The organism is Pandoraea commovens, assembly GCF_024704525.1.
GTDB classification, from domain to species: domain Bacteria; phylum Pseudomonadota; class Gammaproteobacteria; order Burkholderiales; family Burkholderiaceae; genus Pandoraea; species Pandoraea commovens.
On the sequence record NZ_CP102780.1, the window covers coordinates 2,445,019 to 2,471,949 of the forward strand.

A 26,931-nucleotide genomic window follows, 5' to 3' on the forward strand; every position below is an offset into this window, starting at 1 on the left:
GACGCGGTAAGCGCGCGCCATAGCAAAGTCATGGTCCCAAAGAAAACGGCACCCACGGGTGCCGTTTTTCATTGCTGCCGGCGCTTTCCGGCTGTTGCCCGATAACGGGCAAGCGCCGCATCAGTCCTTGAATGTAGCGACGACCGGCGTGTGGTCAGACGGCTGCTCCCAGGTGCGCGGCACGCGATCGATCTCGCAGCCGGTGCAGCGCTCTGCCAGTGCGGCGGAGGCGAGCACGTGATCGATGCGCAGTCCGGCGTTGCGGCGGAACGCGCCCATGCGGTAATCCCACCAACTGAACGTCTTTTCCGGTTGTTCGAACATACGGAAGGTGTCGCGCAAACCGAGCCCTTGCAGGCGCGCGAATGCCTGACGCTCCTGAGGCGACACCAGATTGCTGCCTTCCCATTTCGCCGGATCGTGCACGTCGCGGTCTTCCGGCGCGATGTTGTAATCGCCGAGCAGCGCGAGCTGCGGGTGACGCTGCAATTCGTCCGACAGCCAGTGGGTGAGGGCGTCGAGCCAGTTGAGTTTGTAGACGAACTTGTCGGAATCGAGTGACTGGCCATTCGGGAAGTAGCCGCAGACGACGCGCACGCCGCCGATGGTCGCCGTGATCAGACGTTGCTGTTCATCGGGAAAATTCGGCAGGTTCTTGACGAGGTCGGTCGCTTCCCCGACCTTGGTGTGATTCACGAGCAGCGCAACGCCGTTATACGTCTTCTGCCCAGTGAAGTGCGACGTATAGCCGAGCGCGGCAATTTCCGTAATCGGGAAGTTTTCGTCGGTGAGCTTCAATTCCTGAAGGCACAGGACGTCGACGGGGTTGCTGCGCAGCCAATCCTGCACATGTCCGAGACGAACCTTGAGCGAGTTGACGTTCCAGGTGGCGAGTTGCATGAAGATCCTTTGAAAGTGAACGCAGGGCTCGGGTCTTAACCCTTGTGCCGCCTTATGCCTTGTCGGTGGGCAGCTTCGGCACCGCGACGAAGTCGTCGAGCGAGAGTCCCTTTTCCTTAAGCAAGGCTTCGAGCACCGGTTGCAGGCGGCCGAGGCTTTCCTGCACCGCTTCGCGGACCGTGTCGACGACCACCTGCGTGCTACGTTCGATTTCGATATTGACGCGCGAACCGGCGCCCTTGTCCTCGAACGTCGTCATGCGGCGCGTTTCCGGAATCAGCCATACCTCGAACCAGCCTTCTTGCCGGTTCACTTCCGAGACCGTCAGGCTCGCGCCGTTGATGGCGATGTAGCCCTTGGCGAAGACATACTTGCGGAACGCTTCGGGAATCGCGATGCGCAGCACGCGGTTCGTATCCGAGGTGCGCACGCTGAGGATTTCGGTCGAGAAGTCGATGTGGCCCGAGAGCGGATGGCCGCCGATTTCCGCGCCATCCTTGGCGGCGCGCTCCACGTTGACCTGTGCGCCCGCGCCGAAGCTGCCGAGGGTCGTCACGTTCAGACTTTGGAGAATGACGTCGAACGACGCGGCGGTAGGCGAGAGCAGTTGCGTGACCGTCAGGCAGCAGCCATCGACGGAGACACTGGCGCCGAGGGTCAGGTCTTCGCAGAAGCCTTCGGGAAACGCCAGTTCGAGCGTGCGCATGCCGTCGCGATCTTCGATGGACGACAGCGTGGCCGTGCCTTGAACAATTCCGGTGAACATCGTGATGTCGGTATAAAGAGTCGTGGGTTGCTATGCCGCAGTATTCTACTGCGTAGCGACGGTATGCCGCTCGTCATGCGTCGTGCTACGATGCCGCCTTTTCACGGGATCTCGACAGATCGCTATGGGTTTCGAAGGCTGCCTGCTGGCGGAAGACTTTTACTACTGGGCGGAGACGTCGCCCGCGCCGGAAGGACAGTTCTACGGGGTGGTGCACTTTACCGGATGGCGAGACGTGGACGACGTCATCGAATCGCTCGATCCGCCGCTCACCCACACCACACCTGACGCCTACCGCTGGGCAAGCGACGCGCTGGAAGCCGCGCACGCGCTGGCCAAGACGCTGGCGGCCGAGGGCGACCTGGGCATCGACCCCTGAAGTAACGGACAACACGCGGACAACACCATGACACAGACTAAATTTGAGATTCAGAAGCGTCGCGGCCTGAAGATCGACGCCGGTGTGCGTCGCGGCCCGCCGACGGGCAAGGGTGTGGGCGCACAGGGCAAGCGCGGCGGCGGTGGCAGCAAGCTGCTGGGGGCGTTGCTCGGCACGCCGTCGGACGCAACGGAATCGGCTGACGTCAATGACGTCAAGGATGACGCTGCCACAGCGGATAAGAAAGCGTCCAAGGCTTGAAGTACTGAAGCGCTGGCAGGCTAACGCGCCAACGCTTCAGGCACGAACGCATCACCGCATCACGGCACGATCGCCAGGAACAGGAACGCCGCGAACAGCACCAGATGGACGGCCCCTTGCAGCACGGTCGTGCGTCCGGTGCCAAGCGTGAGCACGCTGACCAGCAGCGTGACGGCGAGCAGCACCGTCTCTTTCGGCGCGAGTCCCAGTTCGATCTGCTGATCGAGCAACAGCGACACGGCGGCCACCGTCGGAATCGTCAGGCCGATACTGGCCAGCGCCGAACCGAGCGCCAGATTCAGACTTGTCTGGAGCTTGTTGGCACGCGCGGCGCGCAGCGCGGCCAGCCCTTCGGGCAGCAGCACCAGCGCAGCAATCACAATCCCCACCACTGCCTTCGGCGCTCCTGCCGTCGCCACCGCCTGTTCCACGGCGGGCGAGAGCTTTTTCGCCAGACCCACCACAGCCACCAGCGCCACGACCAGCAGGCCGAGACTCAACACTGCCGTACGGCGCGAGGGCGGCGGCACGTGGACTTCTTCGCTCGGTGCTTTCGCCAGAAAGTAATCGCGATGGCTCACCGTCTGCACGAACACGAACACCATATAAAGCACCAGCGAGATCACGCCTTCGAACGCAAGCTGTGACGCCGTGAGCCCCGGGCCGACCACGGAATTCGTGTAGTTCGGCAGGACCAGCGTGAGCACGGACAGCGCGCACAGCACGGCGAGCGCGGCGCTCGCGCCTTCCACGTGAAAGCCCTGAGTGTGGTGACGCACCCCGCCGAACAGCAGACATAAGCCGACGATCCCCGTCGAGACGATCATGATCGCGGCAAATACGGTGTCGCGCGCCAACCCCGCTTTGTCCGGTCCGCCGGAGAGCATCACCGAGACGATCAGCGCCACTTCGATGATGGTCACGGCCACGGCAAGGACCAGCGTGCCGAACGGCTCGCCGACCTTGTGGGCGACGGTCTCGGCGTGATGCACGGCCGAGAACACGGCCCCGGCGAGGGCCGCGGCACATAACGCGAGCGCTGCGGCGTTCGGCAAAAATGCGGCAACGCCGAGGGCAACGAGGGCCAGGATTGGCATGTACATCGTCCAGTGGCCCAGCTTGGCGGTCTTTGAGGAGGACATCGTCGGAGACTCCAGAATTTCGGGGAACGGGTGCAGCCAGGGGTACGGCAGATCAAGCGACGGCGGGAACATTGGCCCGATGAGAACCTCGGAGCGACAGATCATGGTCGCAGAAAAGTGACACCCCGACAACAAGAAGGCGTTGACTTGCGACGCAGTGCAATCTCGCGATGAAAATTTACGGAGATCCGCATGAACAAACGATCTTGCGAGATCGCGTGTTTGACTCCGAGTCGGAAGCTCTCGATAAATTCCGATGACTTTGTCAAAAATCTAAAGCCTGTGTGCCGCCGATGATGCTCGCGAAATTTTGCGTTGACAGCCGATAGGTGACAGGCGCAACATCTCGTTTATTGGTCTTACCACTGAACGACATCATGTCATTCGATCCCATCGTGCAGGTTTCCGTCTCGGAGCAGGTCGCGCAGCGCTTGCTCACGATGATCCGCACCGGGCTGCTCAAGCCCGGCCAGCAACTGCCGCCTGAGCGCGACCTCGCCAGCATGCTGGGCGTCGGACGCCCGGCCGTACGCGAGGCGATTCGTGGTCTGGCGCTGCTCGGATTGTTGCGGATCCGTCAGGGGGAGGGGACGTTCGTCGGTTCGCTCGAAATGCGGGAGTTGCTCGAACCGCTGGAGATGGTCATCGAGCTTAACGCTGGCACGCTGGAATCCCTGTTCGACGCGCGTCTGGTTATCGAACCCGGCGTCGCCGCGCTGGCGGCCACGCACATCAGCGACGAGGACATCGCACGTCTGCATGCGCTCGTCGATGACGAACAGGCGCTGCTGGGCAATCCCGAAACGTTCTCAGCGGCCGATATGGCCTTCCACGAGACCATTATCGACGCCTGCGAGAACCCTTTCCTGCAAAGCATCGCGAACAGTCTTTATCTGCTGGGCAAGAAGAGCCGCCGTGTGACGTCGCAAGTCGATGGCGTGCTCGAACGCAGCTTGCAGGATCATCGCCACATTCTCGAAGCGCTGCGGTCGCGAGACCCGGAGCGGGCTGCGCAGGCGATGCGCGAGCATCTGTGCCGCGTGCGCGACGCCTATGCCGCGTCCGCCACGTCCACCGTGACTGCGAATGACGAAGACGTCGCTGCAGCTGCTGTAGCCGCGCACGCTGCCACGAACCCCACGAACCCCTAAGTCGGCTCACCCGGCACTTCCCGATATCCCCAACGACCCACAGGCTCACGAGGAGACACTCATGACTGGCCGACTGACGGGCAAAACCGCCGTCATTACTGCTGCGGCACAAGGCATCGGACGCGCGTGCGTCGAGGCCTATCTGCGCGAAGGCGCGCACGTGATCGCCACCGATCTGAATGCCGACGCGCTTGCACAGCTGGACGATCACCCAAACCTGACGCGGCGAACGCTCGACGTGACCGACGGCGCGGCCGTGGCCGCGCTTGCGAATGAACTCGGCGCGCTCGATGTGCTGTTCAACTGCGCGGGTTTCGTACATCACGGCTCGATTCTCGAGTGCGACGAAGCCGCTTGGGATTTCTCGTTCGACCTGAACGTGAAGAGCATGTACCGCACCACGCGGGCTTTCCTGCCCGCGATGCTGGCCGCAGGCGGCGGGGCGATCATCAATATGTCGTCGGCGGCGTCCAGTGTGAAGGGGGTGGCCAATCGTTGCGTCTACGGCACGAGCAAGGCGGCCGTGATCGGGCTGACGAAGTCCGTGGCGGCCGATTTCGTCGCGCGTGGCATCCGCTGCAATGCGATCTGCCCGGGCACTGTCGAGTCGCCGTCGCTGCGTCAGCGCATCGCCACGCAGGCCGATGCTGCGGGCACGAGTCTGACGGCGGTGCGCGAGCAGTTCGTGGCGCGTCAGCCGATGGGGCGTGTGGGCACGCCCGAAGAAATTGCGGCACTCGCCGTCTATCTGGGTTCGGACGAATCCTCGTTCACCACCGGCGCCATCCATCTGATCGACGGCGGCTGGTCCAACTGATTTCGCAAGGAGATTTGCTTTGAAACTGCTGCGTTACGGCCCGAAGGGCCAGGAAAAGCCGGGCCTGCTCGACACGGACGGCCAGGTGCGTGATCTCTCCGGCGTGACGGCCGACATTACGCCGCAAACGTTGAGCCCGCAGGGGCTGGCGGCGCTACGGGCGCTCGACGTTAAGGCGTTGCCGGTGGTGGCGTCGCCGGGACGGTTGGGCGTGCCGTTCTCGGGGCTGGGCAAGTTTCTCGCCGTCGGCCTGAACTACACCGATCACGCAGCGGAGTCGGGACTGGCCGTGCCGTCGGAGCCGGTGCTCTTCACCAAGTGGGACAACTGCCTGACGGGGCCGAACGACCCCGTGGTGCTGCCCAAGGACTCGGTCAAAGGCGACTGGGAAGTCGAACTGGGCTTCGTGATCGGCACGACGGCGCGTTACGTGCCGCTAGAGCGCGCGCTCGATTACGTCGCCGGGTATTGCGTGGTCAACGATGTCTCCGAGCGCGAGTACCAGATCGAGCGCGGCGGCACGTGGGACAAGGGCAAGGGTTTCGACACCTTCGGTCCGGTCGGTCCGTGGCTGGTGACGACCGATGAAATCCGCGACCCGCAACAACTCGGCCTGTGGCTCGACCTCAACGGTGTTCGCCGCCAGACGGGCAACACGTCGACCATGATTTTCAGCGTGGCCTATCTGGTGCACTACCTCAGCCAGTTCACCACGCTCAAGCCGGGCGATCTCGTGACCACCGGCACGCCCCCGGGTGTGGGCCTCGGTCAGAAGCCGCCGGTCTTCCTTAAGCCGGGCGACGTCATGCGACTGGGCATCGACGGGCTGGGCGAGCAGGCGCAGCAGGTGCACGCGTACGACGCACGCCTGCTCGACTGAGTGCGTGTCCGATGCTTTTCACATCCATCCAGTTTCGGAGCGATTCACCATGCAAGATTTGAAGGGCAAGTTCGTGCTGATCACGGGCGCGAGTACCGGCATCGGTGCAGCAGCGGCGACGGCGTTCGCCGCGCAGGGTGCGCACGTAGCGGTGCACTACAACCGCTCGGCCGACAAGGCGGAAGCGGTAGCAGAAGCGGTGCGCTCGCATGGCGTGAAGGCCATGACTGTCGCGGCCGACGTGCAGGACACCGGCGCCATCGATGCTGCCGTGGCGCACGTGCTCGACGGCTTTGGCCGTATCGACGTACTGATCAACAACGCGGGCAGTCTCGTCAAACGTACGCCGTTCACGGAAGTGACGGACGCCTATTTCGATGACGTCCTCAACGTCAATGCACGCTCCGTCGTTGCGTTCTCTCGCGCTGTGGTGCCCGCGATGCGCAAGCAGGGCGGCGGCGCGATCGTCAACGTGACGTCGATTGCGGCGCGTCACGGCGGTGGCCCCGGCGCGCTGATTTACGCAGCGGCGAAAGGCTTCGTGAGCACGCTCACTCGAGGTATGGCCAAAGAGTTGATGCCCGACCGCATTCGCGTGAATGCCGTTTCGCCGGGCGTGATCATGACGCCGTTCCACGAGCAATTCAGCACGCAGGCTCAGATCGACGCCTTCCGCCAGAGCATTCCGATGGGACGCCTTGGCGAACCCGACGAGTGTTCGGGGGCATTCCTGTATCTCGCTTCTGAGACGCTGGCGAGCTACGTGACCGGCCAGATCATCGAGGTCAACGGCGGACAACTGATGCTGTAACACGCAGGGGCGGCCGATGTCGGAGACTCGGAAAATTCCGCATCGGCATTGCCTTGCGGCCCAATTTCGCGCGGGATACGTGGTTGCGGGTTCGCTTCTTCGGTAATTGCTGGCACACTTGCCCCATTCGTCCGCATGCCTTGGTCACATCGGGGTGCGAGCACAACTATCGAGGGGCAAATGGAACGCTGTCCGTGGAGTGAAGGCTTCGAACAATATCGTCAGTATCACGATCAGGAATGGGGCGTGCCTTTGCGCGACTCGCGCGAGTTGTTCGAATTGCTGATGCTTGAAGGGGCGCAGGCCGGGTTGTCGTGGTCCACGATCCTCAAGAAGCGCGATACCTACCGCGAGGCTTTCGATAATTTCGACCCGGCGCGCATCGCGAAGTACGGGCCGGAGGACGAAGCGCGGCTGTTGGCCGATCCCGGCATCGTGCGCAATCGCCTGAAGGTTAATGGCGTCATCAAGGGGGCCAGAGCGTATCTGGCGATGGAGGCCTCGGGGACGCGTTTCAGCGACTTCGTCTGGCAGTTCGTGGGCGGTGAGACGTTGCAAAACCGCTGGACATCCCTCAGTGAAGTCCCGGCAACGTCCGCCGTGTCGGACGCCATGAGTCGTGCGCTGAAGAAGGCGGGATTCACCTTCGTTGGCTCCACGATCTGCTATTCGTTCATGCAGGCCGCCGGGATGGTGAACGACCATCTGGTCGCGTGCCCGCGTCATAAAGCGGTGAAGACGCTTGCGGTCAACGAGGCCAAAAACAGCGGCGCATCGGCCCGGAAACGCCGGGCAGGGGCGTCGTCGGCTACAATCGCGCCTGACGAATCAGGATCTGCCTAATGTTTAGCTACCGCCACGCCTTCCACGCCGGCAACCATGCCGACGTACTGAAACACTTCATCGCCGTTGAATGTATCGATTACATGCGCCAGAAAGACACGGCGTTCTGGTATATCGACACGCACGCCGGCGCGGGCGGCTACGCGCTCGACGGCAAGTGGGCCGACAAGACGGGCGAGTACGAGACGGGCATCGGCCGTCTATGGACGCGTAACGATTTGCCGCCGGCGTTGGCGGACTACGTTGCGCTGGTCCGTGAGTTCAACCCGGACGGCAAGCTGAGCTACTACCCCGGCTCGCCGTACTTCGCGCTGCAACTGCTGGGCGACCGCGACCGTTTGCGGTTGTTCGAGGCGCATCCGACTGAGCAGGAAGTGCTGCGCGAGAACTTCGAAGCGCAGGGGCGCGCGGTCGCACGTCGCACGATGATTTTCGGGGCCGACGGTTTCGCAGGCCTCAAGACGATTCTGCCGCCGGCACCGCGCCGGGGGTTCACGCTCATCGACCCGTCCTATGAGGACAAGCGCGATTACACGCGCACGACGCAGACGGTGCAGGAAGGGCTCGACCGCTTCCCGACCGGCATGTACGCCGTGTGGTATCCGCTCGTGCAACGTCGCGAAGCCGCGCAATTGCCGGAGCGCATGAAGCGACTGACGATCGACGAGAAGCCGATCAAGAATTGGCTGCACGTTTCGCTGACGGTCTGCAATCCCGTGCCGGGTGGCATGGGCCTGCATGGCAGCGGCATGTTCATCGTGAACCCGCCGTACATGCTGCAAGACACGCTCAAGACGACGATGCCGTATCTCGTCAAGGCGCTCGGTCAGGACAAGGGCGCGCAGTTCCTGTTGGAAGGTAAGCAGAGCTGAGGCGATCTGCCAAATATCGGCTGACCCGTATCGGCGAATCCAAACGGAAACGCCCAACGCTGGCATGAATACCGGCGTTGGGCGTTTTTTGCGTTTGCACGTGATCGGGTGATGGTTCGCATCCCCCGAGTCCGATTACTTGGCGGTCAGCGGAATCTCGTACGGCAACGACAGCAATTCGTCCGGTGACAGATAACGCCATTCGCCGAGTTCGAGTGTGCCCATCGGCAAGCCGCCGATGGCTGTTCTTACCAGACCTTCCACGCGATTGCCCGCAGCAGCCACCATCCGCTTGACCTGGTGGTATTTCCCTTGCGTGATCGTGAGTGCAATTTCGTGGGATGACGGGCTCATGACGTCCGTTGCAGCGAGCGGCTCGGTCTCGTCGCGCAACAGCACGCCGTTGCGCAGTGCCTGCAACATTTCTTCCGTCACCGGGTGCTTTGTCGTCGCGACATACCGTTTAGGTACGTGGCGGCGTGGCGACATCATGGCGTGCAGGAAGGGGCCGTCGTCGGAGAGTAGCAGCATGCCGGTGGTGTCCTGATCGAGACGACCGGCCGGTTGGACGCCACGCACGGCGAGCGGGAGCGGCAACAGCGAATGCACGCCCTCGTGATGTGTCGGGCTCGTGGAGCACTCGAAACCTTCAGGTTTGTTGAGCAGGATGTAGACATGCTCGCGGTAGTCCCAGGACTCGCCGTCCAGCGTGAACTGAAGCCCTTTCGGTTCGACCGACTCTCGGAAGTTGTCGTGCACGACGCCGTCGATGGCGAAAGCACCGGATTGGATGAGCTTGCGGCACATCTTGCGACTGCCGAAGCCCTGCGATTGCAGTAAACGATCTAGCTCGATGATGCGTCTCCGTCAGGCATCTGGATTCAGGCCGCTATTGTAACGGCCTGTCCGCGTATATGCCGCGTTGCGCCCGTTCGTGCTTACTCGTCGTCCTGCATCGCGCCACTGAAGCGCCGGTAGATGAAGCGTGCCGCCCAGTCGAGCGCGAAGCCAAGCACACCGATCACCAGAATCACAGCGGTCAGTTCCGAGTACGCCAGCCGGTCGCGCGTGTCGAGGATGAGATACCCCAGACCCGCATTCACACCCAACATCTCTGCGGGCACCAGCACGATCCACAAGATGCCGATGGCCAGCCGCACGCCCGTGAGGACATGCGCTGCGATGCCCGGCACATAGACGTGCCAGAGCATTTCCCAGCGGGTCGCCGCCAGACTTTCACCAAGTTGCACCCAGCGTCGATCGATGTGCGTCACGCCTGCGGCCGTGCTCATCACCAGCGGCCACAAGGCGGCGAAGGCCAGCAGAAAATACACGGCAGGGTCGCCCACGCCGAGCGACATCACGGCAATCGGCATCCACGACAGCGGCGACACCATACGCAGGAATTGCATCGATGGCGTGAGTGCCTTGTCCAGCCAGCGCACGCGCCCAATCAGAAAGCCCAGCGGTACGCCCAGCACAACGGCCCACGCCAGCCCGACCGCGATACGTCGCAAGCTGGCGAGGATGTGCAGGCCAAGCTGCTCGTCGCGGATCAGGTCGGGCAGGGCGTTCAGTGCGGCCGCCGGTGAGAACTGCGACGCGAGAGAGCCGGGCGTAGTGAATAGCGAAATGCCGAGCCACCAGATCAGCACGATGCCTGCGAGCCCCGCAAGGCCGAGCCATGCGCGGCGCGCAGGGCGTGGCGTTGCCGTGCCCCCGTTTGACGAGGAGGGGTTTGCGGCGCCGGGGGCAGCCTCCACCGAACCAACGGGTTGCTGCACGCGGCTGGACGCGAGATCAGACAACGATCACCTCCTGACGGGTGAAACCCTCCGGCAGGCCGAAAGCCTTCATGCCACCGGCGGCGGCAATGCTCTTTTTCACGAAGCGGTCATCGACGAGATCGCGTGCGACAAACGACGGGTCGAGCTTCGCGAGGAACTGAGCATTCCCTTCGACCTGTGTCTTCTGCATGTGACGCACAAGCGCCTCCGTGTAGCTCGGATAGGGATAGGGCTGGAAGTCGATACGCTTCTCGTGCCAGTCGGCATGCACAATGGCCTTGTCGGCGAGATAGCGGCCTTGCTCGGAAGCGTCCGGCGCCAGCACGCGCTGCAACACCTGGAACGGGTGCGGTGTGTAGCGGTTCTGCCCCTCCTTGGACAGCAGGCGAGCCGCATCAGCGGGGTGCTCGCGCGTCCAGGCCTGCGCCTTGACGATGGCGTCGACGACCTTCTGCGACCATTCCGGGCGCGAGGTCAGGTCACGCTCGTGCATCGTCACGACACAGCATGCGTGGTTCTTCCAGACGTCGCCGGTAAATCGCAGTATTTTGCCGACCTTGAGGTTCTCGGCCGCTGCATTGAACGGCTCGGCCACGATGTAGCCCGCGATCTGTTTAGCGGCGAGGGCGGGCGGCATGTCCGACGGCGCCATCACGATCAGGCTGACCTCGTTGGCAGCGGGCGCTCCGCTCTTCTTGAGTACGGGCGTCAGGCCGTTCGCGGCAAGCAAGCCTTGCAGCACCACGTTGTGAATCGAGTACCAGAACGGCACCGCAAAGGTCTTGCCGCCCAGATCGCCAATCTTGTTGATGTCGTTGGCCACCGTGATGGCGCTGCCGTTGACGTGATTCCATGCGACGACCTTGGCCTGTGCCTGACTGCCGTATCGAGCCCAGACCGTCATCGGCGAGAGCAGGTGAACGACGTTGACCTGTCCCGATAGAAACGCTTCGATCAGTTGCGCCCAACTGCGCAACAACGTCGGCTTTTCCGCCTTGATACCAGCTTGTTCGAAGTAGCCGTTGTTATGCGCGACGAGCAGCGGCGTAGCGTCGGTAATCGGCAGATAGCCGATGCGCAACGGTGCGTCCGGCTCGGCGGCGGCACGCGCGGCGGCCGAGGCGAGCAACGGGGCCGCCCCTGCGACCGTCATCATCGAAGCGAGCTTGAGCCATTCGCGGCGGGAAATTTGGCACATGGTCTGAGAATCCCCGAAGGTGGGTGCTTAACGTGTGTGAGGTGTGGTGTGAAGTGCTGCGTGAGCGGATGTCGTATCGCGGGACATCGCAAGTTGCAGCGCTTGCAGAATCTCGATGCGCAACGCACCGAGCGCCTGCACCTGGGCTTCGCGCGGCGAGGGCACATCGATCTGCCATTGTGCAAGCGTGCGCCCCTGATTGCCGAGCAGCACGATCCGGTCCGAGACGAGCAACGCCTCGTCGATATCGTGTGTGACGAGGACCGTCGCCGCGCCGGTGTCGCGCACCACGGTCACCAGCAGACGCTGCATGTCGGCGCGTGTGACTTCGTCAAGTGCGCCAAACGGCTCGTCGAGTAGCAGTGCGCGCGGCTGACGCGCGAGACAGCGCGCGAGTGCCACCCGCTGCGCCATGCCGCCGGAAAGCTGGCGAGGATGCAGATGATGCGCATGGGATAAGCCGACTTCGGTCAGCGCGGCGTCGATGCGCGTGCGCCGCGTCTCGCGCGAGAGTGCGGGCTGGCGCGCGAACGTCAGGCCGAACGCCACGTTGCGCTCCACCGACAGCCAGGGCAGCAGGCAAGGGTCCTGAAAGGCGAGAGCCACGTCGGGGCGTGGACCGGTAAGCGGTGTGCCATCCACATCGATGGTGCCGTCGCTTGGTGCAAGCAGCCCGGCAGCAATGCGCAACAACGTGGACTTGCCTGAGCCGCTCGGGCCGAGAACGGAGACGAGTTCCCCCGGCGCGACCGAGAGGTCGACGCCGCGAAGGATTGCCCGTTCGCCGTAGGACAGGCCGATATTGCGAAGCGTCAGGAATGGCGATGCGCGCGATGTGTCCTCGCGCGCTGCGGCGAAATGTGCGTGCTCGGGTGCGGATGCGTGCGCGCGTTGCGTCGCCGTGGGTTGGGTCATGTAACCGTTCCGGTCTTGAGTTGCTGTGCGCGTTGCGCCGCCAGTTGGTTCTTTAGTTGCACGAGACTCGGCGTCACGATAGGCACAAAAGCGGCCTCGCGCTGACGTCGCGCGACACCCGAGAGTCCTCGCAGGTAACCGCGTCCGCCTCCAGTCTGCACTTCCAGCGTGGCAGCGTCGTGAACGAGTTCCGCGAGCGAGATGCGCAGTTTGAACAGGCTTGCGGGCGTGTCGATAAATTCGCCTTGCAGGACGCCCGCTTTCAGACGCGTCGTGAGGGACGCGAGCTGATCGGTCAGCGCGGCCACGTCGTCTGCCACCGCAGCACGCGCTGCCGGGCCGCCTTCGTTCGTGGCGTCGAGGCTGCGTCGCGCAAGGCCCAGCGACATGCCGCATTGCAGCCCCAGGAAGGCCGGGCGCACACGCACGAGCCAAGTCGGCGCGTTGTCGGCGATGCGGTCGTCATCGCTCAGTGGCGTGTCGGTCATCTGAAGCGCGGCGGTATTGGTGCCGCGCAGACCGATCAGATCCAGATCGTCGCTGCGATGTACCCCCGGCGCGTTGTGGGCGATGGCGAAGATCGACGGCGGACCCCCAGCCTCGTGGTCGATGGCGGCAGCGGCAACGAAGCCTTGCTTGCGCAGGTTCGTGATCCACGGCAAGCCACCGTTCACGCGCCGCGACGATGTGCTGCCGCTACCCGTGCCAGATGAGGATGCGGCGGGTACGTCCGTCGCCCGGATTTGCAACGGCTCGATGGCCGACAAGTATTTCATTGCGTTCGACAGGCCGGTCGCGCCAGCCAGTTCGCCGCAAAGCAAGGCAGGCAGCAGACGATCGCGCAACGCCTGATTCGGGCTTTGCAGCAAGTACTCGATGAACGTGCGCTGTCCCCAAAGGACGAAGGCCGCCGCGAACGAATGCGCGGCAACGTCGGCAACGCTGTCGATCGCATCGCCGATCGTGCCGCCAGTACCGCCCAGCTCAACCGGAACGCCAACGCGCAGTAATCCAGCGCTGGCGAGTTGCGGCACCACGTCACCGCAAAGCGTGGCGTCCGTGTCGAGCGTCTCCGCATGCGCGTCGAGCCACGTTGCGAGTGCCGGTGCGCGGGCGGCGAGACCCTGCTGGCTGGCGGTGGTGCTCATGCCGCTTGCGCCTTCGGTTCCCAGCGATAAGCCGCCAGTTGCGGGTTCAGTTCGTTTTGCGAAAGATTGTTCGCGAAGTTGCACAGCGTAGCGAGCGAGACGCCAAGCACCACTTCGAGGGCGGCGGCATCGTCGAAACCCGCTGATTTGAAAGCGGTGAATTCGGCATCCGACACCGCGCCGCGCGTTGCGATCACGGCGCGCGTGAAGTTGGCGACTGCGTCGAGGCGGGCATCGGAGAGTTTGGCCTGATCGCGGATTTCATTCACGAGGGCTTCGGGAAGTTGCGCCTTCTTCAGCGCCACCGCCGTATGACCGGCAACGCAAAAGCCACAGCCATGAATCCCGGCCGCCGTGATCTGCACGACCTCGCGCTCGGCCAGCGTCAGGCTCGCGCGGCCATTGATCGCGCCCACCGTCAGATACGTTTCGAGTGCCGTCGGTGCGTTCGCGAGCGACGCCACTAGGTTCGGCAGGAAACCATTCGCCGCCAGCGACTTCTCCAAAAACGGACGGCTCGCCTCCGGGGCGGTCTCAACAGTGTGCAATGGCAGTCGGCTCATATCGGGCTCCTTACAGTCGAGCCTCCATTGTGCGCAAGGCCGGGCGCTTGCTCAATGCGCGCCCGTCTGGAAATTCTGCGGATTCGTCTCATCGGGGGACGGAAAATTCCGAGGTAGGAGGGGGAGCGCTCTCGAAGAATACGCTTGTCCCGGATGCGATGGTGGGCAGGCCATTGCACGCAAAGCCACAGTGGGCGAGCGTTTGCCGGTGATGGACTTCGCTAGTCTTAGTGCACCGGGTACGTGGCCAATGGGGTTGCAGCAGGCTGAGCGCCCGCGCTGGCCGCTTGACGACGCCATGCCCCCGGCTGGATTCCAGTCACACGTTTGAAAGCCTGCGCAAAGGCCGACTCCGACTGGTAGCCCACCTGCTCGGCCGCCTCCGGCAGAGAAACGCCTGCGCGCAACAACGCAGCCGCCGTCTTCATTCGGACTAATGTCACGAAGTGCGCCGGCGGTTGTCCGCCAACCTCCGCAAATTGCTTGCAGAATCGCGCGCGCGACATGTTCACGAAGTCCGCCATGCTATCCGTCGTCCAACGCTCGCCCGGAGACTCGATGATCGCCGCTGCAAGACGGCCGAAGGCGTCGCGACGCATTAAACGCCACATCCCTGGGGCGATGTCTTCTGCGTGTACCGCTTCGCGTAATGCGTAGTAGAAAAGCAGGTCGGTGAGGCGGGCGAGTAGCGGGGAGGGCGTGTCGCCAGGGCGGCGTGCTTCAGCCTGGATTAACGCGAAAACCTGCGTCATGCCATCAAGCCGACCGCTCGCGTGTCGCGCAATGATCGGGTTCGGCAGCAAGCCGAGTACCAGCGTGTCGAGATCGGTGCGGAATTCGAAAAAGCCACAGGCAAGGGCGACGGAGGGCTTTGCGGCTTGGGTGGTCGCCGCGCTTGCGCGAGGCTCCGGCGGCAGCGGTGTCATCTTGCCCAATCTGACGCTTAGGTCTGCCGGAGGTGTCGCGGATGGCGTCAGCGCGTGCGGAACGTCCGAAAGCAAGAACACAGCATCCCCGGCGCTCAATTCGGTCGTGCTCGCCTCGCGGCCCCCATCTGTACCGACGTGCAGATAACACCCGCCGTCCAACACCACATGGAAACTCGCCCGCTGATGCCCACCCGTCGACGCCTGATATACACCACAGTATTCGCCCACGTGGAACAGCGTGCTCTTTAATTCCAACCCCGCCAGCAACCAGTCGGCAACGCGGTCGGCCTCGTTCGCACCCAACACCTCTTGCAACATAACCCGCTCCACGCTGTCATGCCCTCAACGGCAAAACAATCATCCTCCCCACCGACATTCCCACAGACAACTATTTTTTCGTTGGATGCTTATTACTGAGGTTGGGGATGGGGGATGGGGGATGGTGGGCTGGGGCGGTGGGGCGGTGGGGCGCGCGGAAGGCCGGGGATCGGATGCGCCAGAGAAAACGCAAACCGGTAGTCGGGCTCTGCTTCTAGCGGTGCGGAAGCTCTTTTAAAACCGTCGATACGGCTCTGCCCCAGCGGTACCGCTTTACTCCCATACGGCGCCCCCGGCGCCGAGAGGACTCGGTCACGTTCCGCGACCCCGGCATCGCTTGCAAGCGATGCCTTTCGAGTCCCCACGCAATGTGCATTGGCACATTGCTTTCTGGGCAAGTATGAAAAAAGCCGATGATCTTTCGATCATCGGCTTTTTTGTATTTTTTTTGGTGCCCAGAAGAGGACTCGAACCTCCACGGTGTTACCCGCTAGTACCTGAAACTAGTGCGTCTACCAATTCCGCCATCTGGGCCCCGTCAGCTCGCTTACTGCTTGCTCGCTGCGAAGAAGTGAGATTATGCCGAGGGTGTTACATGCTGTCAATACTAAGGGGCTAAAAAATTCAAAAATCTTTCACACATCCCCACAACACACCCAAAAACGTCAAGCCGCACGCCCCATATGCTCAGCACGAATCATGTCGATCAGATGCCGTAACCCCGGCAACGTCTGACGCCGACTCGGGTAATACATCGACAACGGCGGCCCATCCACGGCCCACTCCGTCAACACCGCCTCCAACGTGCCATTCGCCAACTCGGCCGCCACGTTGCGCTCCAACACATATCCCAAACCCAAACCACCCAACGCCGCCGCAATCACGCCGTCACTCTCGTTGATGCTCAATGCCCCCGGCACGTCCAACTCCACTGCCGTCGACCCATTGCCCAACTCCCACTTGTACAACGTGTTATCACCCAGCCGCATCCGGATGCAATTGTGTGACATCAAATCCTGCGGCACTTTCGGTCGGCCATGACGCGCAATGTACGCAGGTGAACCCACCACGATCCACTTCAACGCAGGCGTCAACGGCGTCGCAATCATGTCGCCAGGCACCGTGTCGCCGTAACGCATACCCGCGTCGAAACCCTCGGCCACAATGTCCAGCATCCGGTCATCCACCGTGACATCTAGCTCGATGTCCGGATAAGACGCGACAAAGCGGGGCAGGATAGGGTCCAGCAACAATCGCGCCGCATCGCGCGGTACGTTCAGACGCAACCGGCCCGCCGGCGACGCACGATATCGGTCCAATGCGCCAATCGCCGATGCGATCTGCTCAAGGCCCTGCTCCAATTCCTTCGCCAATGCCGATCCCGCCGCCGTCGGCGACACGGAACGACTCGTGCGATTCAATAACTTCACGCCCAGACGCGCCTCAAGATTGCGCATCGCATGACTCAAGGCAGAGGTCGTCACGCCCAACTCAGTGGCGGCCTCCCGGAAACTCTGCCGGCGGCAGATAGTGACAAACACGTTCAAATCGGCAAGCTCGCCGCGAGTGAAGGCAGGCATGTATTTCCCAACAAGTATCAAGCAACAAAAACCAAAAACACCCGACAAGCTCAACGAATTAAGTGTCCGTTGAACAATATTCAATTTTTTATGAGGTAAATTCTACAGATTTCCCTATGCTCTGGAACGACGCCATAGTCGTCGTGACGGAAACGCTACACATTCTCACTACGCGTTGGCTCGGGTGTTTCGGTCTGCAGCACCGCCGATGCGTACGCCGTCGATCAGTGGGGGTCAGGCACGCAAAAAGGGCGATCCGCTGGGAATCGCCCTTGTTTTTTCACGCGGAATGGACGACGGATCAAGCGTCCACGAAAATGACCTGTCCCGTGATGAAGCTGTCGACGCATCGCTCGAATGCCTTGCCAACCAGCGCACCAGGCACCGGCTGATAACCCGGCATCATCTCGCCATATACCGACCAGGCTTCTTCGATGACCGTCGGATTGACAGCGTTAATGCGAATGCCACGCGGTAATTCGTACGCGACACATTTCACGAACGTATCGATCGCGCCGCTCGTCGTGGCGTCCGCAATGCCCTCCGGCATCGGCTTGACGTTCAAAATGCCCGAAATCAAGGTGAACGAACCGCCGTCTTTAATATGGTCGAGACCGACTTTTACGATGTTCATCTGTCCGACAAACTTGCCCTGAATGGTGGCTTCCCACTGCTCATCGGTCATCGATACGAACGGCGCATATTCGCAATGCCCTGCGGCACTCACCACGGCATCGAATTTGCCCACCGACTTGAACAGGGCGCGCAACGATGCCTTGTCCGTCGTGTCGACGCGATAATCGCAACCCTCACCGGAACGGCTGGCCGTGATCACCCGATGATTCCCGAGCCCCTTCATCGCCGCCTGACCGATCTTGCCGCTGGCGCCTATGACGATGACAGTTTTCATTTCTGCTTACCTCGTTTTTTGAAGATGAGGTGGCATCTTAAAAATGGCAGACACCCGCGTAAATCAAGCGCCGGTTGTATCCGTTACAAGGACTCGTTGTGCACAGTATCGACCTCAAACACATGCGCGTTTTCTTGCGGCTGGTGCGCGAAAGAAGCGCTTCCCGAGTTGCTGCGGAAATGGGCATGTCGCAGCAGGCAATTAGTGGGTATTTGAAAAGACTTCGCGACGCGCTGCCGCATGAGATCTTCGTTCGGCATAGCACTGGGATTGAGCCGACGGACTTCGCGCTGGATATTGCGCGCAAGTTCGAGCGGATTCTTTCGGATGTGGATGACGTGGTGCTCGCGGATTTTGATCCGGCAGCGCTGGAGCGGAGTGTTGGGATTGTTGCGAATGAGTACGCGCAGCTCTCGATATTGCCGAGGTTTATTGCGAAGGTTCGGGAGGCAGCGCCGAAGGTTTCGGTGCGGGTGATGGACTTTTATCGGGAGACCCACGCGGAACAACTTGAGCGCGGGGATGCGGATATTGCAGTTGGGTTTGCTAAGTTTTTTGATGATTCGCTAGCGCGGGTTTCTCTCGCTGAGGAACGGTACTGCTGCGTGGTGGGGGAACAGTCCGGAATTGTCCGTGGTCTTCGTAATCTCTCCGATGTCGCGATGTTTCCTCGCGTCGATTTCACAGACAGCGCCAGCTATTCCCATGACGCAGTCTCACAATTTCTTGCCGCGCATGACGCACTCATCCCCCCCGTAGCAACGCTCGCTTGCTATACCTCACTTAAACCGTTTCTCGAATTTAATGACGTGGTCGCGTTCGTACCCTCAGCCATCGCCGATGCATTTCAGTTGACGAAGCTGCAACTGGATTCGATGCCAGAGACGTTTGCCACCGCCGTTGGATGGCACCGCAAACGCTCAGGGAATCCGCTGGGGGTCTGGCTGAGGGGAATGCTGAAGGAAGCTTTGGAGGACTCGGTCACGTTCCGCGACCCCGGCATCGCTTGCAAGCGATGCCTTTCGAGTCCCCACGCAATGTGCACTGGCACATTGCTTTCTGGGCAAGTATGAAAAAAGCCGATGATCTTTCGATCATCGGCTTTTCTGTATTTTTTTGGTGCCCAGAAGAGGACTCGAACCTCCACGGTGTTACCCGCTAGTACCTGAAACTAGTGCGTCTACCAATTCCGCCATCTGGGCCCCGTCAGCTCGCTTACTGCTTGCTCGCTGCGAAGAAGTGAGATTATGCGGATGCGACGCGGGAGTGTCAACACTTTCGCTCAATAAATTTTCGTTTCTCTCACCCACCTCAACCCCCACGCTCAAATTCCGCACAGGTGGCAGTTTTCATGAGGTTTGCCGTATGATTGTCCCTGACTGTAAGACGCCGCTATTCGCGCATCCTTACAACCCACGGACCGTCGGGCGCATGGTGCGCCACTCGGCCGGACTCAACCGGCACAGTAACGCTACCGACCTTTGAGCAAATATCCCTATCCGATCCCGAGTCGCGAAGAGATCCTCGGTGTCCTGCGCACCGCAGACTCCGCGCTGTCCGCCAACGATATCGCCGAAGCCCTCGCCATCAAGAAGCAAGAACGCGAAGGCTTCTTCAAGCGCCTCGCCGCCATGGAACGTGACGACCAAATTCGTCTCGACCGCCGCGGCTACTATCAGTTGACCCACCCGTCCAATTTCATCGCAGGCCGTGTCATCGGCCACCGCGATGGCTACGGCTTCGCCGTACGCGACGATGACGGCGACGACCTCTTCCTCCCCACCGAGGAAATGAAGAAGGTCATGCACAACGATCGCGTCCTCCTGCGCGTCGCCGGCTATGACCGCCGCGGTCGCCCGGAAGGCCATATCGTCGAAGTCGTCAGCCGCGCCAACACCCATGTCATAGGCCGTCTCCTCAATGAGAACGGCGTCATGGTCGTCGCGCCCGAAGACAAACGCATCAGCCATGACATCCTGATCCCACCCCGCGCCCAAGGCAAAGCGAAGGTCGGACAGGTCGTCTCCGTCGAACTCACCGATTACCCCAGCCGCTATAGCCAGCCCATCGGCCGCGTCTCGGAAGTCCTCGGCGATATCGACGACCCCGGCATGGAAATCGAAATCGCCGTGCGCAAGTACGGCGTGCCTCACCAGTTCTCCGCCGAAGCCCTCGCCGCCGCCGGTGCACTCCCCGACGAAGTCCGTGCCCCCGATCTGCGCCACCGCATCGACCTGCGCGACGTCCCCCTCGTCACCATCGACGGTGAAGACGCCCGCGACTTCGACGACGCCGTCTACTGCGAACCCGCGAAGATCGGCCGTACCAACGGCTTCCGCCTGCTCGTCGCCATCGCCGACGTCTCGCATTACGTCGCCGCAGGTGGCCCGCTCGACGCCGACGCCCTCACGCGTAGCACCTCCGTCTACTTCCCGCGACGCGTCATCCCGATGCTCCCGGAAAAGCTCTCGAACGGCCTGTGCTCCCTTAACCCGGACGTCGACCGCTGCGTACTCGTCTGCGACGCACTCGTCGCACCGAACGGCGAAGTGAAGGCCTATCAGTTCTATCCGGCCGTCATCCATTCCGCCGCACGCCTGACCTACACGGAAGTCGCCGCCGTCCTCGGCAACACGAAGGGCGCCGAAGCACAACGCCGCGCAACGCTGCTGCCGCACCTGCAAAACCTGTACGACCTCTACAAGGTGCTTGCCAAGGCACGCAAGTCGCGCGGCGCGATCGAGTTCGATTCGACGGAGACGTATATCGTCTGCAACGCGCAAGGCAAGATTGAGCAGATCCTCCCGCGTACGCGCAACGATGCCCACCGCCTCATCGAGGAATGCATGCTCACAGCCAACGTCTGTGCAGCCGACTTCCTCAAGCGTCACAAACAACCCGGCCTGTATCGTATTCACGCAGGCCCCTCGGGCGAACGCCTCCAGGTGCTGCGCACCTTCCTCAAGACGCTCGGGCTCTCGCTCGGTGGTGGGGACGAACCGGCCACGTCCGACTACTCGGAACTGATGACGCAAATCGAGTCCCGGCCCGATGCGCCCATGCTCCAGACGATGCTCCTGCGCTCGATGCAGCAGGCCGTCTACAGCCCGGACAACATCGGCCACTTCGGTCTCGCGTACCCGGCTTATACCCACTTCACCAGCCCGATTCGTCGTTATCCGGACTTGCTCACGCACCGCGCCATCAAGGCCATTCTCGCGGGCAAGAAGTACGAGCCGGAAATCCCCGCCGGTGTCGAACTGACGACGGGCCTCTCGCCCCACGCACGCAAGCTGCAAAAGGACGACGACAAGAACAAGAAGTCGCCGAGCGCGAAGAAGCGCGACGCCATCTGGGACGAACTCGGCCTGCATTGTTCCGCCAACGAACGCCGCGCAGACGAAGCGTCCCGCGACGTCGAAGCCTGGCTCAAGTGCTACTTCATGCGCGACAAGCTCGGCGAGGAGTACGGCGGCACGGTCAGCGCCGTCACGTCGTTCGGCATCTTCGTGCAACTCGACGATCTCTTTATCGAAGGCCTCGTGCACGTCACGGAACTGGGCAGCGATTATTTCCAGTTCGACGAAGTCCGCCACGAACTGCGCGGCGAACGCACCGGTATCCGCTATCGACTCACCGACCGCGTGCGCGTGCAAGTCAGTCGCGTGGATCTGGACGCCCGCAAGATCGACTTCCGCCTCGTGCGCGAACCGAACGCCCGCTCGCTCGCGAAGACGTCCGGCCGCAGCGAACGCGGCGGTGCCCCGGTGCCGACGCCCGCCGCCGGCACGCCCGGCATCGCAGGCTCCGCCAGCGCCGGCCCGACCATCCGTCAACTGCCCAAGGGCGGCGCACTGCTCAACGGCGTGCAGCCCGCACCGGCCGGCAAGCGGCCCGCCAAGCCCAAGTCCGCGAAGGTGAAAGCCGCGCGTGCCGAGCGCGGCGCAGCCCCCGCGAAGCACAGCGGTAGCGGCAAGGCACCGGCAAAGCGACAGGGTGGACAAGGTGGTCAGGGCGGTCAGGGCGGCCCCGGTGGTCAGACGAAGAAGCCGCGTCGCTAATCGATGCGCGTGCCGTGCACAGCCCCTGCGCTGCGCATGGCACGATGCATCGAACGACGGTGCAGTGAGCGGTTTGCAGTAAGATGGGCGCCTTTGCCGGAAATCACCGGCATCCGGTACCCGCGATGGATTGCGGCGGCGGCGGCCCATGTGGCTCCCGCCGCCGTCGTGCTTTAGGCGACGACAGTTGTGCGTGAGGCAAGCGGCAGCATCCCCCGTCACGGCAACAGACGCCACGGCACACGCTATTTTGAGGAAATGAAATGAGTAAATTGAAAATGCTGTTCGGCTTCCATGCCGTGACCGCACGCCTGCGTCACGACGCCACCAGCGTCAAAGAGATCTACTACGACCCGACCCGTCGCGACCGTCGTATGACGGATTTCCTCAAGGCCGTGGAGTCGTACAAGAACGCACCTGGCGTCAAGATCAAGCTGGTTCAGGCGGATGGCAAGCGTCTCGACGGCATGACCGGCACGTCGCGCCATCAGGGCGTTGTGGCGCAGGCAGAGGAAATCTCGCTGGCCCTCAATCTCGACGAGTTGCTCGACGGCATCTCGGGCGACCCGCTGCTGCTGATCCTCGACGGCGTGACCGATCCGCACAACCTCGGCGCCTGCCTGCGCGTGGCCGATGGTGCGGGCGCGCACGCCGTGATCGCCCCGAAGGACCGTGCAGTCGGTCTGAATGCGACGGTGGCCAAGGTCGCCAGCGGTGCGGCGGAGACGGTCCCGTACATCATGGTGACGAACCTCGCGCGCACGTTGCGCGAACTCAAGGACCGCGGCATCTGGGTGGTCGGCACCTCCGACGACGCGCCCGCCGATATCTACGGCACGAAGCTCACCGGCCCGATGGCGATCGTCATGGGCGCGGAAGGCGAGGGCATGCGCCGCCTCGTGGGCGAGACGTGCGACGAACTGATGAGTATTCCGATGGCTGGCGGCTGCGAAAGCCTTAACGTGTCGGTGGCAAGCGCCGTGTGCCTTTACGAGGCCGTGCGTCAGCGCAAGGTCGCGGTCAAGGGCAAGTAAACATTGCACCGCCCTCTGGCAGGCATTGAGGCTGCCGAGGGCGATCCTGCGATGAGGTCATTGTTTTGACGTCAGCGCCACTTTGGCGTGCGACCCGGAGGCCTCGCCAGTCTTTTTCGCGTCACCGATAGGACCGGATTCGACTTTGAGTCGCTCAAGGGCACCGATCTCGCCGTATCGCAAGATGGAAAGCTTGGTTTCAAAATGCGACTCGGTGCACACATCGTCCGAAGGGCGACCGCTTCTCCCCCCGGCGCTGGTGTTAGCCTGCTTCCTTGCGGCGATTCGCTCTTTGACAATCGCCACCGCGCGCATGCGGGCTTGTCGTTTAGCGTCGTCTGTTGCCGCCCGGATCCTGTCTCTCGCAATTCTTTCTGCAGCCTCCCGGGCTTCGCGCTGACTTTTGATGATCGCCGCCTTTTTGGCGTCCTCCATCGCTTTGCGATTTGCGTGCGTCGTCGCCCGTATTGCGGCTTGGCGAGCTTCCTCTTTGGCGCGATCTTGTGCCTGTACTCTGGCGTAATTCGATGTGGAAGCTACCGCCTGCTGCGCCTCTGTACGCGCCTTGGTGGCCGCCTCTGCACGCGCCCAGGCGGCAGCATGTTCGGCGGCTCGCGCTGCTTTGCGGGCCTCCCTGTCGCTGACGATTCGGGCCTCGGTGCTGAGCTTAGACTCAATTTCAGGCTGTTCACCACTGGGGCTTGGTGTCCCGCGAGGCACGTCGTCAGCGAGCAACGCCGCATATCGGGTGCTAGCCGATGTCAGGTGCTCACGGTACGTCGCAGCCATCTGTTCTTCCGTCGCATTGGGGTGTCGGTACAAATGCTCTCCGTAGCGCCGAATCGTCTCATCGATGATTTCACGAATGGCGGGCCCTCTGAGTTCGGTCAGATGTCTGCCGAGTCTCGGCCCAACGCTCGCAAGCACGCTTTGCGTAATTTCGGAGGGTGGCGATTCTCCGGGAAGCTCCTTTCGCCAGGCTTCGTTGACTGTCGTCGTGACCATGTCTCTCAATTTGCGCTGTTCGCCGACTGTCATCGTCGGCATCGCCTCACTCAGCGCGCTTCGCAGACGTTCCCGTTCCAACTCGATCACGCTTTCTTCGGAGATCACCCTGCGGATCGCCTCGAGCACTTCGGGGATCGGTTTTCGTGCCCTATAGGAACGATCCATTTTGGCGGGAGCGTGACGAGAGACTTTGAAATAACGCAGCACCCGAAGGTGCACTGCCTTCAGAAGGCCGCTCACGCGACGCGCATTCGTGAGCGACGGGTTCAGGTCATCTTGCTTCAAAAGGTAATACACCTGATCCAAATGATTCCCACGCGTGGTCGAGCGTGCACTCAACAGCTCCTGCCAGAAGCTGCGAAGGTGTTGGTTCGCCCTGGCGAGCAGAATCGATTGCAACGCTTCGGCCGAGATGCCCGAAAGCGTGAGTTCTCGCATCAACGTGCACCAGGCGCGTGCCAGGTATTGGTCGTTACGTATTCGATAGCCGACCAGGGCGACGTAGATCTTGCCTTCGTCGGAACGAAGCATGGCAACGGTATCGTGGGCGAATGTGGCTTCCTCACGGATGAGCGACGCTAGTAAGTGCAGATACAGCGCGTTGGCAACGGGGTAAATGTTCGGGCGTGCTGGAGACATTGACGAGATGCGAAGTGTGCTAGCAATCACGCCGAGCATCTCCGGTGCCAGTAGTGTCCTCGACACTTCGTGCAGCGTCGCGTAATCGTCGTTGATGAGCGCATCGCGCATCCGGTTGGCGGAGGTGGCCAGCTGTTTGAGCATACGAATTCGACGATCTTCGCTGTTCCGACTCATGACACCGTAGTCGCGGTGATAGACAAAGCTGATGTCCTGGCCCGCGAACTTTCCGATTAAGCGGAGGGCCACTGCACAAGAGTCGCAAGTATCGAGAAGGCTGTTGAAATGAATGCTCGTGATGATCGGGTCATCTCGCATGTCGTGCTCGATGACCGCCGCGATAATCTGCTCGGCGTCGCGAAATCGCTCGGGTTGCCGGGCGCTGGGCGTGGTTAGGGTGGGCAGATTGATTCGTGCCCGTGAGGGGCCCGGCGCGTTGGAGATTTTCGTGATCCGCTCGAGTCGCCGTTTCGCATCGATGTAAGTGATGTCGCCAATAGTGACGGCATCCTCGTCGCCTATGGCCTCATGGATGTGCAGCCGCAAGCCTTCGAGGCGTTCGCTGTCCGAAGTGGCAAAGTAGACATTGACGCCGGACTCGGCGCCGACCACCGCAAACGCGAGGTTGCCATTCATTAAATGCGTTCGTATGTCGGCAACGCCCGCATCGTGAGAAAGGTTCCATTGGCCGTTCTCCTTGAATACCAGATCGTCCCCCAACAGGGTCCTGTAGATATCCAGATCGCGTTTGTGGAAATAGGGGTCAAAGCGTTGACGACTGCGCAAGTCCGCACGGCAGTCCTCGACATAGCTCGTCAGATCGACGGGGGACGTGAGTGTTTCTAACGCTGCGCGGACCGCCTCCATTTCGGGGGAGCCTGCGCGTTGCGTAAAACCGCGCGCCACGTTCACTGCTGTGATCGGCGGGTTCTTCATCATGGCGTCGGTTTTGAGCCGACGCTTAAACGCCAGGTATTTCTCGATTTTTTGCTGATCGTTCCGGTTGTCCGAGTCGAGTCGTCGAAGGCGCACCTGGGTGGCGCCGGGAGAAAGGGTACTCGTGGCGTAGAAGACCTCCGCATCGACACGAACGACGATATTTCCGATGTTCATGAGATGTACCCCGACCACCGATTTTTCAAACGGCACGCCGTCGACGATATTCGACAGTTCTACGCTAACGAGCTTCGCATCGGCCTGCCCTTCACCGGATTCGACTTTGTTCTGCGAGACCACGCCAGAGATGTAGGGGCGGTATTGGGGCTTGGGGGGCAACCCAAAATATCGCGCACCGCGTGCGGATAACGCACTCGGCCGTAAGTCGTTCTTCGACACCGTGGCGAACAGTCCCCCGATGGCAAAGAAGGCGCGCGCTTCATGCCTTTTGTCTGTCGGTACTGCGCTCTCCGAGACATGACGCCTCCGCTCGGGTAAAGAGGCCGGAACAACGCTGATTTCCGAGATCGATGATGGTGTACGGGACAGTCGCTTGGGAAGGTCGTCGTTGCTGGTGGCCACATCGGGGGCGGTGGGTGTTTCCCACGTGTGCATAAGGTCGGTGACGCGAGTGAGAGAGTTGCTTGCCTTCAAACTCGGCCAGGTCCGTGCGGAGGCGGGCACGCTGTTCGACGTGTCGGTGGAGGCGATGAAGTCGCTGCTCGGGCGAGTCCGGAGCGAGGTGGCGTCGAGTTCATCTGACGGTCCGCGCAAGGGCGTTGGAGGGGGGGTGTCGATCGAACCTGGGCGCATGAATGGCTTGGCGCTTAGCGCCCTGCGGCAGATTGGCTTCGAACCTCGCTCGAAAGCCGCTTGCTGCGCGCCGGGCGTTGCTATGGCGCCTGACGAGTTGAGAACAACGCAAATGTCCGCCTCGCCCCCACCGATGACTTTCAAAATTGGCTTGGATGCCTGGCGTGAACTGCTCACGCCAGGGCGCACAGCGATTTATGGAAGGCCTTAGCCCTGCGCGACCCTAGTGTCACAAGTACCTCCACCCAAGAGCCGAAAAGCGGCGCTGAC

24 protein-coding genes and 2 tRNA genes are annotated in these 26,931 nt (G+C 62.0%); 11 read left to right on the forward strand and 15 right to left on the reverse strand.

The genetic code is table 11. The features are described 5' to 3' along the window. Positions 1 to 120: 120 nt before the first annotated feature. Together xth and NTU39_RS11435 are read right to left on the reverse strand one after the other, a co-directional pair. On the reverse strand, positions 121 to 900 hold the full coding sequence (gene xth, locus NTU39_RS11430; protein WP_150666832.1) for an exodeoxyribonuclease III: 780 nt from the start codon (positions 898 to 900) through the stop codon (positions 121 to 123). 52 nt (positions 901 to 952) lie between these two features. After that, positions 953 to 1,666: a riboflavin synthase subunit alpha gene (locus NTU39_RS11435; protein WP_257959843.1), complete on the reverse strand. Its 714-nt coding sequence runs from the start codon at positions 1,664 to 1,666 to the stop codon at positions 953 to 955. Between the two features lie 124 nt (positions 1,667 to 1,790). Here NTU39_RS11435 and NTU39_RS11440 point away from each other — a divergent pair, with 124 nt between their 5' ends. Then, positions 1,791 to 2,045 (forward strand): hypothetical protein, encoded by a 255-nt coding sequence (locus NTU39_RS11440; protein WP_039398948.1) that lies wholly within the window; start codon positions 1,791 to 1,793, stop codon positions 2,043 to 2,045. A gap of 27 nt (positions 2,046 to 2,072) precedes the next feature. Next, positions 2,073 to 2,306 carry a hypothetical protein gene (locus NTU39_RS11445; protein ID WP_257959844.1) on the forward strand — a complete coding sequence of 78 codons (234 nt, stop codon included), beginning with the start codon at positions 2,073 to 2,075 and terminating at the stop codon, positions 2,304 to 2,306. 59 nt (positions 2,307 to 2,365) lie between these two features. On the opposite strand, the gene NTU39_RS11450 is transcribed toward NTU39_RS11445, so the two are convergent. Continuing rightward, complete coding sequence (locus NTU39_RS11450) at positions 2,366 to 3,448, reverse strand: calcium:cation antiporter (protein ID WP_150666835.1); 1,083 nt, start codon at positions 3,446 to 3,448, stop codon at positions 2,366 to 2,368. A gap of 377 nt (positions 3,449 to 3,825) precedes the next feature. On the opposite strand from NTU39_RS11450, the gene NTU39_RS11455 reads away from it, so the two are divergent. The 6 genes from NTU39_RS11455 to NTU39_RS11480 all read left to right on the forward strand — a co-directional run bounded on the left by NTU39_RS11455 (position 3,826) and on the right by NTU39_RS11480 (position 8,822). Next, the gene (locus NTU39_RS11455) at positions 3,826 to 4,599 is read left to right on the forward strand and encodes a FadR/GntR family transcriptional regulator (protein WP_257959845.1); all 774 of its coding nucleotides are present in this window, start codon (positions 3,826 to 3,828) and stop codon (positions 4,597 to 4,599) included. Between the two features lie 61 nt (positions 4,600 to 4,660). After that, positions 4,661 to 5,416, forward strand: a complete 756-nt coding sequence (locus NTU39_RS11460) for an SDR family oxidoreductase (RefSeq protein WP_257959846.1) — start codon at positions 4,661 to 4,663, stop codon at positions 5,414 to 5,416. A 19-nt stretch (positions 5,417 to 5,435) separates the two neighbouring features. Further along, positions 5,436 to 6,296: a fumarylacetoacetate hydrolase family protein gene (locus NTU39_RS11465; protein ID WP_257959847.1), complete on the forward strand. Its 861-nt coding sequence runs from the start codon at positions 5,436 to 5,438 to the stop codon at positions 6,294 to 6,296. A 49-nt stretch (positions 6,297 to 6,345) separates the two neighbouring features. Further along, a complete protein-coding gene (locus NTU39_RS11470) occupies positions 6,346 to 7,107 on the forward strand; it encodes an SDR family NAD(P)-dependent oxidoreductase (RefSeq protein WP_150666839.1) in 762 nt (253 codons plus the stop codon). Positions 7,108 to 7,287: 180 nt separating this feature from the next. Beyond that, positions 7,288 to 7,950: a DNA-3-methyladenine glycosylase I gene (locus tag NTU39_RS11475; RefSeq protein WP_257959848.1), complete on the forward strand. Its 663-nt coding sequence runs from the start codon at positions 7,288 to 7,290 to the stop codon at positions 7,948 to 7,950. Beyond that, complete coding sequence (locus NTU39_RS11480) at positions 7,950 to 8,822, forward strand: 23S rRNA (adenine(2030)-N(6))-methyltransferase RlmJ (RefSeq protein ID WP_150666841.1); 873 nt, start codon at positions 7,950 to 7,952, stop codon at positions 8,820 to 8,822. The genes NTU39_RS11475 and NTU39_RS11480 overlap by 1 nt, the downstream gene beginning before the upstream one ends. 135 nt (positions 8,823 to 8,957) lie before the next feature. On the opposite strand, the gene NTU39_RS11485 is transcribed toward NTU39_RS11480, so the two are convergent. From NTU39_RS11485 to NTU39_RS11530, 10 genes are all read right to left on the reverse strand, one after another. Continuing rightward, a complete protein-coding gene (locus NTU39_RS11485; protein WP_257959849.1) occupies positions 8,958 to 9,629 on the reverse strand; it encodes a 16S rRNA pseudouridine(516) synthase in 672 nt (223 codons plus the stop codon). Between the two features lie 131 nt (positions 9,630 to 9,760). Further along, a complete protein-coding gene (locus NTU39_RS11490) occupies positions 9,761 to 10,630 on the reverse strand; it encodes an ABC transporter permease (RefSeq protein WP_373275376.1) in 870 nt (289 codons plus the stop codon). Next, positions 10,623 to 11,807 (reverse strand): ABC transporter substrate-binding protein, encoded by a 1,185-nt coding sequence (locus NTU39_RS11495; protein ID WP_257959850.1) that lies wholly within the window; start codon positions 11,805 to 11,807, stop codon positions 10,623 to 10,625. The genes NTU39_RS11490 and NTU39_RS11495 overlap by 8 nt, the downstream gene beginning before the upstream one ends. Before the next feature lie 27 nt (positions 11,808 to 11,834). Continuing rightward, entirely contained in the window at positions 11,835 to 12,722 is an 888-nt protein-coding gene (locus NTU39_RS11500; RefSeq protein WP_257959851.1) for an ABC transporter ATP-binding protein, read from the reverse strand. Next, positions 12,719 to 13,870, reverse strand: coding sequence for an acyl-CoA dehydrogenase family protein (locus NTU39_RS11505; protein WP_257959852.1), 1,152 nt, complete (start codon positions 13,868 to 13,870; stop codon positions 12,719 to 12,721). Before NTU39_RS11505 ends, NTU39_RS11500 begins: the two co-directional genes overlap by 4 nt. Then, positions 13,867 to 14,433 (reverse strand): carboxymuconolactone decarboxylase family protein, encoded by a 567-nt coding sequence (locus NTU39_RS11510; RefSeq protein ID WP_046291682.1) that lies wholly within the window; start codon positions 14,431 to 14,433, stop codon positions 13,867 to 13,869. The genes NTU39_RS11505 and NTU39_RS11510 overlap by 4 nt, the downstream gene beginning before the upstream one ends. Positions 14,434 to 14,660: 227 nt before the next feature. After that, positions 14,661 to 15,680, reverse strand: coding sequence for an AraC family transcriptional regulator (locus NTU39_RS11515; RefSeq protein WP_257959853.1), 1,020 nt, complete (start codon positions 15,678 to 15,680; stop codon positions 14,661 to 14,663). 449 nt (positions 15,681 to 16,129) lie between these two features. Then, a tRNA-Leu gene (locus tag NTU39_RS11520) sits at positions 16,130 to 16,214 on the reverse strand. Between the two features lie 131 nt (positions 16,215 to 16,345). Next, positions 16,346 to 17,260, reverse strand: a complete 915-nt coding sequence (locus NTU39_RS11525) for a LysR substrate-binding domain-containing protein (RefSeq protein WP_150666429.1) — start codon at positions 17,258 to 17,260, stop codon at positions 16,346 to 16,348. A gap of 301 nt (positions 17,261 to 17,561) precedes the next feature. Next, positions 17,562 to 18,170 (reverse strand): short chain dehydrogenase, encoded by a 609-nt coding sequence (locus NTU39_RS11530; protein WP_257959854.1) that lies wholly within the window; start codon positions 18,168 to 18,170, stop codon positions 17,562 to 17,564. Between the two features lie 98 nt (positions 18,171 to 18,268). Here NTU39_RS11530 and NTU39_RS11535 point away from each other — a divergent pair, with 98 nt between their 5' ends. After that, positions 18,269 to 19,243: a LysR family transcriptional regulator gene (locus NTU39_RS11535; RefSeq protein WP_257959855.1), complete on the forward strand. Its 975-nt coding sequence runs from the start codon at positions 18,269 to 18,271 to the stop codon at positions 19,241 to 19,243. A 44-nt stretch (positions 19,244 to 19,287) separates the two neighbouring features. Here NTU39_RS11535 and NTU39_RS11540 read toward each other — a convergent pair. Continuing rightward, positions 19,288 to 19,372: transfer RNA gene (locus tag NTU39_RS11540), tRNA-Leu, on the reverse strand. Positions 19,373 to 19,651: 279 nt separating this feature from the next. Between NTU39_RS11540 and rnr the strand changes: the two genes are divergently transcribed. Together rnr and rlmB are read left to right on the forward strand one after the other, a co-directional pair. After that, on the forward strand, positions 19,652 to 22,231 hold the full coding sequence (rnr, locus tag NTU39_RS11545) for a ribonuclease R (RefSeq protein WP_257959856.1): 2,580 nt from the start codon (positions 19,652 to 19,654) through the stop codon (positions 22,229 to 22,231). 263 nt (positions 22,232 to 22,494) lie between these two features. Next, positions 22,495 to 23,265, forward strand: a complete 771-nt coding sequence (gene rlmB, locus NTU39_RS11550) for a 23S rRNA (guanosine(2251)-2'-O)-methyltransferase RlmB (RefSeq protein WP_046291687.1) — start codon at positions 22,495 to 22,497, stop codon at positions 23,263 to 23,265. A gap of 57 nt (positions 23,266 to 23,322) precedes the next feature. On the opposite strand, the gene NTU39_RS11555 is transcribed toward rlmB, so the two are convergent. Next, positions 23,323 to 26,838: a cell envelope integrity TolA family protein gene (locus NTU39_RS11555; protein ID WP_257959857.1), complete on the reverse strand. Its 3,516-nt coding sequence runs from the start codon at positions 26,836 to 26,838 to the stop codon at positions 23,323 to 23,325. Between the last annotated feature and the right edge of the window lie 93 nt (positions 26,839 to 26,931).

Excerpts from the sequence above, each read along its gene's own strand:
- xth (WP_150666832.1), bottom strand. The coding sequence starts at position 900 with ATGCAACTCGCCACCTGGAACGTCAACTCGCTCAAGGTTCGTCTCGGA.
- NTU39_RS11435 (WP_257959843.1), bottom strand. The coding sequence starts at position 1,666 with ATGTTCACCGGAATTGTTCAAGGCACGGCCACGCTGTCGTCCATCGAA.
- NTU39_RS11440 (WP_039398948.1), top strand. The coding sequence starts at position 1,791 with ATGGGTTTCGAAGGCTGCCTGCTGGCGGAAGACTTTTACTACTGGGCG.
- NTU39_RS11445 (WP_257959844.1), top strand. The coding sequence starts at position 2,073 with ATGACACAGACTAAATTTGAGATTCAGAAGCGTCGCGGCCTGAAGATC.
- NTU39_RS11450 (WP_150666835.1), bottom strand. The coding sequence starts at position 3,448 with ATGTCCTCCTCAAAGACCGCCAAGCTGGGCCACTGGACGATGTACATG.
- NTU39_RS11455 (WP_257959845.1), top strand. The coding sequence starts at position 3,826 with ATGTCATTCGATCCCATCGTGCAGGTTTCCGTCTCGGAGCAGGTCGCG.
- NTU39_RS11460 (WP_257959846.1), top strand. The coding sequence starts at position 4,661 with ATGACTGGCCGACTGACGGGCAAAACCGCCGTCATTACTGCTGCGGCA.
- NTU39_RS11470 (WP_150666839.1), top strand. The coding sequence starts at position 6,346 with ATGCAAGATTTGAAGGGCAAGTTCGTGCTGATCACGGGCGCGAGTACC.
- NTU39_RS11475 (WP_257959848.1), top strand. The coding sequence starts at position 7,288 with ATGGAACGCTGTCCGTGGAGTGAAGGCTTCGAACAATATCGTCAGTAT.
- NTU39_RS11480 (WP_150666841.1), top strand. The coding sequence starts at position 7,950 with ATGTTTAGCTACCGCCACGCCTTCCACGCCGGCAACCATGCCGACGTA.
- NTU39_RS11485 (WP_257959849.1), bottom strand. The coding sequence starts at position 9,629 with ATGTGCCGCAAGCTCATCCAATCCGGTGCTTTCGCCATCGACGGCGTC.
- NTU39_RS11495 (WP_257959850.1), bottom strand. The coding sequence starts at position 11,807 with ATGTGCCAAATTTCCCGCCGCGAATGGCTCAAGCTCGCTTCGATGATG.
- NTU39_RS11500 (WP_257959851.1), bottom strand. The coding sequence starts at position 12,722 with ATGACCCAACCCACGGCGACGCAACGCGCGCACGCATCCGCACCCGAG.
- NTU39_RS11505 (WP_257959852.1), bottom strand. The coding sequence starts at position 13,870 with ATGAGCACCACCGCCAGCCAGCAGGGTCTCGCCGCCCGCGCACCGGCA.
- NTU39_RS11510 (WP_046291682.1), bottom strand. The coding sequence starts at position 14,433 with ATGAGCCGACTGCCATTGCACACTGTTGAGACCGCCCCGGAGGCGAGC.
- NTU39_RS11515 (WP_257959853.1), bottom strand. The coding sequence starts at position 15,680 with ATGTTGCAAGAGGTGTTGGGTGCGAACGAGGCCGACCGCGTTGCCGAC.
- NTU39_RS11525 (WP_150666429.1), bottom strand. The coding sequence starts at position 17,260 with ATGCCTGCCTTCACTCGCGGCGAGCTTGCCGATTTGAACGTGTTTGTC.
- NTU39_RS11530 (WP_257959854.1), bottom strand. The coding sequence starts at position 18,170 with ATGAAAACTGTCATCGTCATAGGCGCCAGCGGCAAGATCGGTCAGGCG.
- rlmB (WP_046291687.1), top strand. The coding sequence starts at position 22,495 with ATGAGTAAATTGAAAATGCTGTTCGGCTTCCATGCCGTGACCGCACGC.